Raw genomic sequence first — 10829 nt, 5'->3', positions numbered from 1 at the left:
GGTTTGATACCGCTCTTCCTCGTGTTTCCTTGGTGTGGGGCCCATCGGAGGAGTACTGAACTACTAGCTTTTCGCTAGTGCTTTGATATCACTTTCAAAGTGCTAGCTGTTCTATACCAAGGTCGGCCAGTTCGGGGCGACGGGAGGAGGTCCCGCGATCCCGATCTGATATCGGTTTGATACTACTTTGAAAGTGATATCGAAATGCTATCGCGGTGGTATTGGTTTGATACCGCTCTTCCTCGTGTTTCCTTGGTGTGGGGCCCATCGGAGGAGTACTGAACTACTAGCTTTTCGCTAGTGCTTTGATATCACTTTGGAAGTGATATCAAAGCACTAGCGTGTCAGTACTGGTTTGATAGCTTCTCTCAGCTAGCGTGGAAGTCATGATCATTGTCGTTGGAAGCGAAAAGGGCGGGGTGGGTAAGTCCACAGTCGTCACTAACATGGCCGTGGAGCTCGCGAAACGCGGGATGCGTGTAGCGGTAGTGGACGGAGACCGCCAGCGGTCTACTGCCCGCTGGGCCGTTGACCGCGAGGAGGCCGGTCACGAACCTCGCATCTTTGTCGTCGAAAAGCTGGGCAGTCTCCACGAGACGTTGCGAGAGCTCGACACGAGTTACGACATCGTTTTGGTCGATGTCGCAGGTAAAGATAGCAAAGAAATGCGTACGGCCATGACGGCTGCGCACCAGCTGTTGATTTTGACTCAGTCCAGTCAGTTTGACTTGGACACACTGGTGACGGTTGACCGACTAATCGAAACAGCACGCGACTTCAATCCATCCCTACGTGTTCGGGGAGCCCTGACGCGTGTATCAACAAATGCCTTTGAGTCAGAGAGCGCTGACGCAAGAGAGTATCTTGCCGATTACCCAAGCATCGAGCCACTCCAGACTGTTCTGTACGAGCGTAAGGCCTATCGCGACGTAGTAGGTGAGGGGTTAGGTGTCGTGGAATGGAAGAATCCCAAAGCTGCGCGAGAGATCCGCGGTTTAGTAGAGGAGTTGATCGGCTAATGGCGCTCAAAAAACGTTCCGCTTCGGAGAAAGCGCGGGAGGAAGCGATAGAAGCGTTTGGCAACGCAGCTGAACCTTTTCTGACAGCGCCGGTCGCCAGAGACCAACGCATCACGCCTATTCGACCAAGTTTCACGCCTGAGCTTAGTGATATACGGGATAAGGAGCGCCCGAAAACGATGCTGCTCCGATTCGACAATGACCTGGATCTTGTGGAGCTCCTGTCAATGGTGGCAACCCTGGAGGGGCGAAAGAAGCACCCGATGGCGCTGAGAGCTCTGCGGATTGGACTTGAGCAGGTGCGAGACAGCTATGAGTAGAGAACGCTAGCTGTTTAGTATCACTTCGATAGCGTTCACTGCCGGCCAAAGGATGCTCGATTGCCGGTAGGCCACCGCCGGTCCCGCACGGCCGGGAGTCGAATGTCGACAATTGAAGTCCGGCTGCGCATGAAGTCAGGCGCCTGAACCTGAGTATCTTGAAAAGAGGGGGACCGCATCGCGATCTGTGTCCTGGGCGTTACTTTCTGCAAGCGAAGTGGCTCGCGCCCTTCGGAGGGATTCAGGTCGGTGTAGGCCCGCAGATCGTTGTTTACAAAAGGTAAAGGTTTATGAGGCGCGCATCTCCTGCTTCAAGAAGACGGTGGCCAAACCTGAAAGTGCGGAATCCCGGGGATCCTTCCCTGCGCCGTTTGTCTCAACAAGTCGTGTCACCGTGAAATATCTCCTTTGAACGGGGCGGGGGAGTTGGGAACCAAAGTAGGTCCGATGCGACGATGATCTCGCGCCGTGAGTGGCAGGGCATCGAGCGGACAGGAGTTTCCGCTGCGAGTATGCCGCCCGCCAGGCGGATGTGAAGGCTGAGTACCAGCTGTGTCCGCGAGCCGCGCCCGGGAACCTGCACAAGCTCACAGATAATTGAGCAATGCCTACCGATGTGAGCCACGGTGTTCCTCCACAGACTGAAGAGCTGCAAATATCTCTTGCTGCTCACTCAGCGCTCCCGTATCTATTCCTCGGGAGCGGTCTCTCACGGAGATACCTAGGGTTGCCCGACTGGGAAGCGCTACTTCGACGTTTTGCGGATGAAATCGGAGAGGACTTCGACTACCACCTCGCGTCGGCAAGTAACGATTTGCCGGCTGCCGCGACATCTGTCGCTCTGAAGTTCCACCCGCATTGGTGGAGAGACTCGGCGTACGAATCACAGAAGATGGCCTACAAGGCCCATGTTAAGGACGAAGATGGAGGCCTGAAAGTTGCCATCGCAACCTACATTCAGGATCACGAGGACCTCGTACCTGGACGCCCGGGGGTAGACGATAAGGACTTGTCCGACGAGATCGACCGACTGCGCAACGCGGTTGTGGACGGCGTGATCACGACCAATTACGATTCGCTGACGGACCAGCTTTTTCCTGGGTTTCCTGCCTATGTTGGCCAGGACGAACTCCTTCTCAGCGACGCGCAGTTCATCGCGGAAACATACAAAATTCATGGGAGCGCAGATCAGCCGCTCTCGCTCGTTGTTACCCAGGGCGACTATGAGCGGTTTTCCCGACGAAATCACTACCTAGCAGCAAAACTGCTGACCATTTTCGCTGAGCACCCTGTCGTCTTCGTCGGATACAGCCTCAATGATGATTACGTTGGCGAGATCCTCGACAATATTGCCACTGCTGTCGGCCCTGATCGCATCGACGAACTTGGACACCGTATTTACTTTGTGGAATGGAACAGCAACCCCGCCTTCGTCCCAGTGATTGAACAAGCCAGTCTCGTGCGCGGAGGTGCCCGGCTTCCCATCACGCGTATTGAAACAAACACGCTAGGTTGGATTTGGGATGCAATGTCGCAACTTGAGCGACCATTCCCTGCGGCGGTTCTTCGCCAGCTCCGAAAGCATGTTTTTGATCTAGTCACGCATCCCGATCCTTCACAGACTCGTGAGGTGGTCCGTGCCATCCCCATCGATGCCGCAGACGCCGGGGACGTCCGGGTTGTCTTCGGAGTCGGCTCTTTCACTGAGAAGGATCTGGAAGACCTATCGACGATCAGCGGTAGAACGCTAACTCGGGGAGATATCGAACATGATGTACTAGGCCTTCGCAAGCGCCCCTTGGACGCTGAGAACGTTCTCCTGTATGGCATTCCGATGGGAATCAGACCCAGTGCCACCTCGTTCCTACCCGTTTACAAATATCTCGCTGAAGCAGGACGAGTCGACACTGATGGGGTCGTGAATTACGAAGGACTCACAGACATAGTCCGTTCGCTCGCTGAGCGAGAAATCAATGTGGTGGCTCGCAGCCGTGCCCGCTTCACAAGGGAAGTTTCGGGCGAGCTTGTCACACCGCGTCAGATCGCAGACTCCTCGTACGCCCTGTACTTTAAGCTTGATTGCCTCACTCTTATCGAGAACCCTGATCTGGACGAACTCGCAACCGTCCTTCGGGAGATTTACGCTATGCCTGACTTGGGCGGCAACGTCTCGCAATTCCGCAGGGCTCTCTGCCACTTTGATCGGCTTAAGTCGGGTAGAACGCCTGGGTAATCCAGTACTGGGTGCCACGGTGCGCCATCGAACCAGCTGGCGGTTACAGGCACGGAGAGACGAACTGAATCAGACCGTGCCTACAAAGACCGCCATCTATTGCTGAGAGTCACAGGCCGAAGGCTTGGACAGATTCCTGATTGGAGCTGCGGGAGCGTACACGAGTGCCATTCGGCGTTGCATCAAAGGATCCTTTGATAAGAACCGCTGACCTGACTGCCGACATCGTTTCTAAGCCGTGGATTTCTGCGACTTCCCTTGTCCTGTGGAGTTTGCCGATAAATGGCGGTGTTTTTTGATCGGTAAGTGTCGTTAGTTGCCTATCACGAGGACGCTGGCGGCTGCTTCTATGACGTCGTCTGTGATGGTTTCGAGTTGGTTGATTTTCAGGACGCGGGTGATCTGGGGGAAGAGTCGCTCGAGGAGTCTGAAGTTGCCGCGTGTTATTCGTTCTATTGCTGCGATGGCTTGGGCATCGGTGAAGTCTTCGGGGTCCAGTGTCTTTCCGAGGCGTTTCCAGTGGCGGTCCAAGACGAAGAGGAGTTCTTCGCGTCCGAGGGCCCTGTAGCGGTGGGAAAAGCCAAGGCGGCTGTAGAGCTGGGGGTAGTGGCGAAAGCGTTGGTCAATTCCCGGCATGCCGATAAGGATGATCGCGATGTGGGTGCGGTCGTGTTTGTCTCTGAGCAGTTCAAGGACGGTCGGGGTGAGCCGTTCGGCTTCGTCGATGATCAGCAGTTCGACCCATTTGTTGGTGTTGCCAGCAAGAACTCCGGTGACCTTTCCGATGAGGCGCTGGTGTTCATCTGCGCAGATGCCGATCCTGATCTGTAGGTGGTCGATGTCGTGCATGAGGTCTTTGGATCGGGGGAGCACTTCGGGTGTGTAGAAGACCGTGCGGGAGCGATTGGCAAGGGCGTAGTGTTTGGCGTCGTGGTCGCCGCGCCGACCCCATTCTGTGACGTACGGCTCCAGCGTGTCCCAGTTGGCGTATCGGCGCGCCGACTGGGTCTTGCCCACTCCGGCCTCGCCATGGCAGATCCCGATGGTTTGCTCTTTGCGTACGGCGTTGGCAAATTCCGTGAACCGCCTGTGCTCCTTGGTAACAATGAAGTCCTTGTTCATGATCAGTCCTCTTCATAGGTGCCAAGCCGGCGTCTGGTTGGTGTTGGTGCGGTTTTTCGTGGTTCCTCGCGGGTTGCGTGAGTGGGTATGCGTTCGTTGATACTCCGTCGCAGCTCGCGCCGGCGGGCTCTGCGGGCAGATTCAATGTCGCGGAGGCTGAGCCTGAGGTTGGGATGGTTTTCGTCGATGGCGACGCAGATGAAGGTGTCGTGGTCGTAGACGCGGATTTCGGAGATGTCTCTGGGGTCGTAGCGGATCGTAACCGTGTGTCCGACGAAGGGTGCCAGAGTCGGAGCGAGGTAGCGCTGGCCCTGGAAGTGGATTCCGTCGCGCTGGACCTTACGGTGTTTCGGTACCGTGAGCAGGAGCCCGTCGAGGGCTTCGAGGCTGTCGGGCATACGTGGTAACCAGCCGTCTGCGACCCAGCTGTCCCTCGGAGAACGACCGAGTTCCTGGTGGGGTCGTTCGTTGTAGGTGGCGATGAAGGACCCAATGGCCCGGTCAAGGGCGGCAAGATCAAGCGCTGGTTGGGGGTTCCGGCTTCCATGCCCGAGATGCCCTGGGAGTGAGGCGAGGAGTTCGGTGTTTACGGTGCCGAAGAAGCGTTCAATCTTTCCACGTCCTTGGGGTCGGCCAATCGTTGAGTAGATAAGGCGGATATGAAGCTCGATCGCCGTGCGTTCAAGGTGGTGGCTGGTGAAATCAGAGCCATGGTCGACGTGCAGAACGTCAGGAATGCCGCACATCGCCCAGGTCGCGTCGCTCTTTCGCCAAATGGCCTGTCGGAGGGCGAGGGCTGTGTTCATGGCCGATGGTGCGCCGGTGAACACCATGTACCCGCACAAGGCTCTGGAATGATCGTCCATCACGGTTGTTAGCCATGGCCGGTCCGGCTTCCCGTTCGCTCCGGTGATGAGGATGTCGAGTTCGGTGTGGTCGGCTTGCCAGATCTGGTTAGGCCGGTCGGCACGGCGACGGAAGACGAGTTCGTGCCGGTCTCGATAAGAGGCAGGACCTTCGAGGGCGAGGGTTACCAGGGCCGGATCGAGCGCTTGGACGATCTCACGCACTGTGGCGTAGCTGGGCGCGTGAAAGCCCTTTTGGCCTGCTTCAGAAACAGTCAAGCGGTGCAAAGTGGCAAGACTCGGTCGCGGCTTCGTCAGGGCAAGTCTTTCGATGACCGCCACAGCATCGGCGTCGGTGTGCCGCTTGCCTGTATCGGAGCGCGTATTCCGGTCCAGTGCCTGGAGGCCGCCAGCCTTGTAAAGCTGGTGCCAGCGTTGAAGCGTCCGGGCACTGATCCCCGTGTCCCGGGCGAGAATGGCGAGTGGAACCTGGTCCTCGACGTGAAGTCGGAGGATCTTCCAGCGTTCATCGCCGTTCACCGTGAGCCTACGTGCCGGTACTCTTACGGGCGGCCAGGGCCTGCTGATGCCGGTACAAGGTCGCCCGGCTCCAGCCCACCAGACGCGCCGCGTCCTCGGCCGTGCGCCCCTTGGCCCTCGCATCCTGGACGACGGCGAGTTTGTCCGCAATAACCATCGGATCGGAGGCTGGTCTACCGAAACGCGTGCCGTTCTGTCTTGCAGCCAGGATGCCGGCGTTGACCCGCTCAACGATCAGCTCACGTTCGTACTCGGCAAGGGTGGCCAGCATATTCAGCATCAACCGACCCGTCGAAGTCGCCGGATCGATTCCATCAGAAATGGATCGCACCTGGATCCCACGTTCCCGGAGCAGGTTAACCGTGTTGAGGACATCAATCAGCGACCGGCCCAGCCGGTCCACCCGCCACACCACGACAGTATCGCCTTCTTCTGCATAGGCGAGCAGTTTCTTCATCCCGGGCCGCTCGGCGGCGGCCTTGCTCCCGGATGTGACATCGGCGAAGACATCGCGCTTCTGGACTCCCGCGGCGACCAATGCATCGAGTTGCAGCTGAGCATCCTGACTCGAAGTGCTCACGCGCGTATACCCAAGATGCCTCACCCGGCCATTGTGCCTGAGAAAGTCAGTGAAAGCACTCGGCTAAGACGGTTTTCATCGAGACGACTTTCCAAGACATGAACCGGATAGAAACGGCGCGGCGATCTACTGACAATTTCGACGGGAGACTGGTGTCTCGAAAACCTGTTGTATTTCCAGACAATCCTCTAAGGAACCTCGTCTCTGTTCCCTTTTGAGAGCCTGAGGCGCTTTCTGTGTGTCTTGCTTCAGGGACGCCGGATTATTTTGCTTGGGTTGTGGTGCCCAGATTCTGTAGCCTCCTGTGCCTCGTAGAGTGTTCGCGGATTGCGGTGGTCAGCAGCAAGCCAGATGATCGATGAGTCTGGCATGGCGTCATCGACGAGACCGGATCTGACGCATTTGCCGTCCATTTTCACTTCGACTTCCGCGCCGATGAGGGCGGCCCAGTCGCTTTGCAGTGCGGTTTTCAAGGTATTGTTCCTGCTTAATCAAGGAGACTGCTGGCGCCGCTGAAATCACGATGGGCAATCCGGCGCGGCGGTTCTGCGTCGAAGGACATAGGTCGGTTTCTCAACTGGCTGCTTGGCCGGCCGGCTTTCGCCTGTCGGGTTGCAGATGGTTCCTTTGTTTTCAGGTCGTTGGGCTTTCCTTTTGCGCACAAGCTCCCTGCTTTTCACGGTGCTTCCTTCGGCAGATGTGGGCCGGTATGAACATCGGGGATGGATCCGAAGACGTTTCCCGCTGGCGATAGGGCTGACCGTCCTCAGGCCCAGTCGATGCTGTGTATGAGTGTCCACAGTGTCTGGGTGCCGTCCAGTGCCGGCATCAGTTCTCCCTTCCGTATGCAACGGAGTGGACGAATGGCAGTGCGCGGACGATGAGTGTGGGGCAGGTTATTAGCCATTGATGATTTGGGGGACGCCCAGGTGTTTGAGGCCTTCGAGGCCGAATTCGAGGCCGTAGCCGGATTGTTTGGCACCGCCGAAGGGGATGCGGGGGTCTACGGCGCCGTGTTTGTTGATCCAGACGGTGCCAGCCTGGATGCGGGAGGCGACCTCACGGGCGGCCGTGGGGTCGGAGGACCATACGGAGGCGCCGAGGGCCACGTCCAGGCCGTTGGCATTCTCGATCGCTTCGTCGATAGTGCTGTAGCGGATGATCGGCAAGGCGGGACCGAACTGCTCTTCAGCAACCAGGGGGTTGCTGTTGTCGATGTCCGCCACCAGGGTGGTGGGGTAGAAGTAGCCGGGCTGGCTGGAGTCCGGGTCACCGCCTATGAGCACCCGGGCGCCGGCGTCCTTCGCTGCCTGCACGAGGTTGGCGACGATATCGTACTGCGCCTTGTTCTGCAGCGGGCCCAGGACATTGTTTTCGTCCAGCCCGTCGCCCATTGGCATGGCCTTGGCCACGACGGTGAGTTCCTCGCAAACGGCGTCGTAGATGTCCTCGTGGACGTAGAGGCGCTTCAGCGCGGCGCAGGTCTGGCCGGTATTGATGAACGCACCCCAGAACAGGTCCTGGGCGATGGCCTTGGGATCGGCGTCGGGCAGGACGATGCCGGCGTCGTTCCCGCCAAGCTCCAAGGTCAGGCGCTTGACCGTCTCCGCTGACGACCGGATGATCGCCTTGCCGGTCGCCGTGGAGCCGGTGAACATGATCTTGCCGATGGCCGGGTGCTCTGCGAGACGGGCGCCGACGTCGCGGCCCCCGGAGATGACCGTGAGCAGGCCCTCGGGGAGTTCCTCGTTGAGGACTTTGGCCAGCGCCAGGACGGACAGTGGCGTGTATTCGGAAGGTTTGACCACCACGGCGTTGCCCATCCGCAGCGCCGGGGCGATCTGCCAGATGGTGATCATCATCGGCCAGTTCCACGGACCAATCGCACCTACCACCCCGATGGGGCGGTAGTGCAGTTCCGCCCGGGTTTCACCGTCGTTGACCAACGTCTCCGGAATCACCGGCGTGGTAGCTGCCGCGCGCAACCAGGCAACGCAGGCGCCGACCTCGAACCGAGCATTAGGACCGTTCAACGGCTTGCCCTGCTCACGCGAGAGCAGCTGGGCGAGTTCTTCGGCCGAGCGTTCAACCGCCGTCGCTGCCTTCAAAAGATAAGCCGAACGCGCCTCGTGACCCAGCGCAGCCCACGCAGGCTGCGCAGCAACCGCAGCGGTGACCGCCCCTTCCAGGTCTTCCACAGTGTGGACAGGTGCCCACCCGACAACACCACCAGTCGCCGGGTTCACAAGGGCCCGGCTCTCACCGGCGACAGGGGCAATAGACGCAAGCAGCGCATCAAAGGTTTCCATGGGTTACTCCACTTCGAGTTTTCTTTCAACGTATGGTTCTGCCCCGCCATAGGTCTTTGCGTCCCGGGCAGCATCCTTGCCGCGGAGGGAAGGCGCTGTGGTGGGGGGCAGAGGTAGGGTGCGGTGGGGCGACAGGAAATGATTGTCGCCCCACCCGATAACGCGTGACGGAAAAGCTCTTACTGCTTCCGGCTTGCGGGCATCAGGAATTTCCATGGAGTGTCCTTCAAGGACAGCGGCATGGGAACTTCGATAACGGTGGGCCGCTTGGCTTCGATCGCTTCCTGAATGGCACTCTTCAGCTCCGCCGGCGTGTGGGCATGCAAGCCTAATGCGCCGAAGGATTCTGCGAAGGCGACGAAGTCCGGGTTGTGAAGTTCGGAGGCTGATTCCTGGCCATAGATACGCAGCTGGTCAGCCTTGACGTTGCCGAACGCAGCATTGTTGAACACCACCGTAATGACATTTAGTCCATGCTGCACTGCAGTGGCGAGCTCCTGCGCCCCGTACAGGAACCCACCGTCGCCGGTGACGGAGATGACGACCTTGTCCCGGTTTCCGGCTTGCACGCCGAGGGCCGTTGGGAAGCCGTAACCGAGGTTGCCTTGGTATCCGCAGGTGATGAAGCGCCGCGGTTCGAACATGTCGATGCCGAAGAAGGACGAGAACCCTATCTGGGAAACTTCCTCCACAAAGAACCCGTCGTAGGGCAGCGCTTCGCGGATGCTGCCCAGGTAGTCTGCGTGCGGAGTAAGCCCTGCTATCTCGTTCTTCTTGGCCGTTTTCACGGCCCCGAATTCCGTGTGCCGGGAAGCGCGAGTGGGGCTCTCTGCGAGGGCATCGAGCAGCGCAACTGTGCCGTCTCTGGAGTCAGCGGTAATGCCGAGGTCCGTTTCGAGCCGGTCATGTTGGGCCGGGTCGATGTCCAGGTTGATGTGCACAAGGTTTTCAGGCTTGTCCGGCCAGCGGAACCACATGAGCTCCTGCCTGGAACCAATACCGAGCAGGACATCGGTATTGTTCCAGCGCTCGAAGCCAGCCGCACAGGTGAAGCCCAGAGGGTGGCTGTCCGGCACGATCCCGCGGCCACCGCGGAAGGACACCACGGGGGCTTGCAGCTTTTCGGCCAAGGCCAGGACTTCGGGGGCCGCGTGCCGGGCGCCGCTGCCCACCATGATCATCGGGTTCTTGGCACCGGAGAGGATACGTGCAGCTTCCTGGATCACTTCCGGATCCAGTGCCGGTGTGGGCGCGAAGGCCGGCTGGTTTGCCGGCATCTGGGCGCGCTGGGTCAAGACGTCCCAGGGTACGGCGACGACAGCGGGCCCGGGCCGGCCGCTGCCGGCCTGGCGGAAGGCCTCATCGACGGTGGCCGGGACCAGTGCGGGGTCCAGGACGTTCTCGGCCCACTTGGCGAAGGACTTGACCGTACCGAGCTGGTCGGGCATCTCGTGCAGGTGGCCCATGCCGCGGCCCATGTAGTCGGTGGGAATCTCGCTGGTCAGACACACCGTGGGGGTACTGGTCGACAGGGAGGTCAGGATCCCGGCGCCGGCGTTGAGGATACCGGGGCCAGGAACCACGCTGTAAACACCAGTTTTTCCGGTGGACTGGGCGTACCCCAGGGCCATGTAGGCGCAGGCCTGCTCGTGCCGGGCGCCGATGACCTCGATGGCGTCCTCCTGGTGGAGGGCGTCGAAGAGCTCGTAGCTTTGCACGCCGGGGATGCCGAAGAAGGTGTCCACGCCGTGGGCGCGCAAGCCGTCGATGACTGCCTGCCCCGCAGTGCGGGTGGTGATCTGGGCGGCGTCCTCGGGCACGTTGTCAGTGGTGCGGGTGTCGAGGATTTTGGAGGTCATTC

Annotated in this window: 9 protein-coding genes; 3 read left to right on the top strand and 6 right to left on the bottom strand. The window is 59.4% G+C overall.

Annotation, left to right across the window (positions count from 1 at the left end; genetic code table 11):
• Positions 1–386: 386 nt before the first annotated feature.
• The 3 genes from J2Y68_RS16115 (at position 387) to J2Y68_RS16105 (ending at position 3572) form a co-directional block, all read left to right on the top strand.
• Positions 387–1019 carry an AAA family ATPase gene (locus tag J2Y68_RS16115; protein WP_159736797.1) on the top strand — a complete coding sequence of 211 codons (633 nt, stop codon included), beginning with the start codon at positions 387–389 and terminating at the stop codon, positions 1017–1019.
• Entirely contained in the window at positions 1019–1339 is a 321-nt protein-coding gene (locus J2Y68_RS16110; protein WP_253469477.1) for a hypothetical protein, read from the top strand. Before J2Y68_RS16115 ends, J2Y68_RS16110 begins: the two co-directional genes overlap by 1 nt.
• Before the next feature lie 604 nt (positions 1340–1943).
• On the top strand, positions 1944–3572 hold the full coding sequence (locus J2Y68_RS16105) for an SIR2 family protein (RefSeq protein ID WP_309994812.1): 1629 nt from the start codon (positions 1944–1946) through the stop codon (positions 3570–3572).
• Between the two features lie 312 nt (positions 3573–3884).
• Here J2Y68_RS16105 and J2Y68_RS16100 read toward each other — a convergent pair whose 3' ends face one another.
• The 6 genes from J2Y68_RS16100 to J2Y68_RS16075 all read right to left on the bottom strand — a co-directional run bounded on the left by J2Y68_RS16100 (position 3885) and on the right by J2Y68_RS16075 (position 10827).
• Complete coding sequence (locus J2Y68_RS16100; protein WP_309994811.1) at positions 3885–4694, bottom strand: AAA family ATPase; 810 nt, start codon at positions 4692–4694, stop codon at positions 3885–3887.
• 2 nt (positions 4695–4696) lie between these two features.
• A complete protein-coding gene (locus tag J2Y68_RS16095; protein ID WP_309994810.1) occupies positions 4697–6079 on the bottom strand; it encodes a Mu transposase C-terminal domain-containing protein in 1383 nt (460 codons plus the stop codon).
• Positions 6080–6086: 7 nt separating this feature from the next.
• Complete coding sequence (locus J2Y68_RS16090; RefSeq protein WP_193591244.1) at positions 6087–6683, bottom strand: recombinase family protein; 597 nt, start codon at positions 6681–6683, stop codon at positions 6087–6089.
• A gap of 224 nt (positions 6684–6907) precedes the next feature.
• Entirely contained in the window at positions 6908–7132 is a 225-nt protein-coding gene (locus J2Y68_RS16085) for a hypothetical protein (RefSeq protein WP_309994809.1), read from the bottom strand.
• Positions 7133–7558: 426 nt separating this feature from the next.
• Entirely contained in the window at positions 7559–8968 is a 1410-nt protein-coding gene (locus J2Y68_RS16080) for an aldehyde dehydrogenase family protein (RefSeq protein WP_309994808.1), read from the bottom strand.
• Between the two features lie 179 nt (positions 8969–9147).
• A complete protein-coding gene (locus tag J2Y68_RS16075) occupies positions 9148–10827 on the bottom strand; it encodes a thiamine pyrophosphate-dependent enzyme (protein WP_309994807.1) in 1680 nt (559 codons plus the stop codon).
• Between the last annotated feature and the right edge of the window lie 2 nt (positions 10828–10829).

The organism is Paenarthrobacter nitroguajacolicus (assembly GCF_031455195.1).
Classification (GTDB): domain Bacteria; phylum Actinomycetota; class Actinomycetes; order Actinomycetales; family Micrococcaceae; genus Arthrobacter; species Arthrobacter nitroguajacolicus_D.
This window is presented reverse-complemented; position numbering and strand designations above follow the sequence as displayed.

Excerpts from the sequence above, each read along its gene's own strand:
- J2Y68_RS16105 (WP_309994812.1), top strand. The coding sequence starts at position 1,944 with ATGCCTACCGATGTGAGCCACGGTGTTCCTCCACAGACTGAAGAGCTG.
- J2Y68_RS16115 (WP_159736797.1), top strand. The coding sequence starts at position 387 with ATGATCATTGTCGTTGGAAGCGAAAAGGGCGGGGTGGGTAAGTCCACA.
- J2Y68_RS16075 (WP_309994807.1), bottom strand. The coding sequence starts at position 10,827 with ATGACCTCCAAAATCCTCGACACCCGCACCACTGACAACGTGCCCGAG.
- J2Y68_RS16100 (WP_309994811.1), bottom strand. The coding sequence starts at position 4,694 with ATGAACAAGGACTTCATTGTTACCAAGGAGCACAGGCGGTTCACGGAA.
- J2Y68_RS16080 (WP_309994808.1), bottom strand. The coding sequence starts at position 8,968 with ATGGAAACCTTTGATGCGCTGCTTGCGTCTATTGCCCCTGTCGCCGGT.
- J2Y68_RS16110 (WP_253469477.1), top strand. The coding sequence starts at position 1,019 with ATGGCGCTCAAAAAACGTTCCGCTTCGGAGAAAGCGCGGGAGGAAGCG.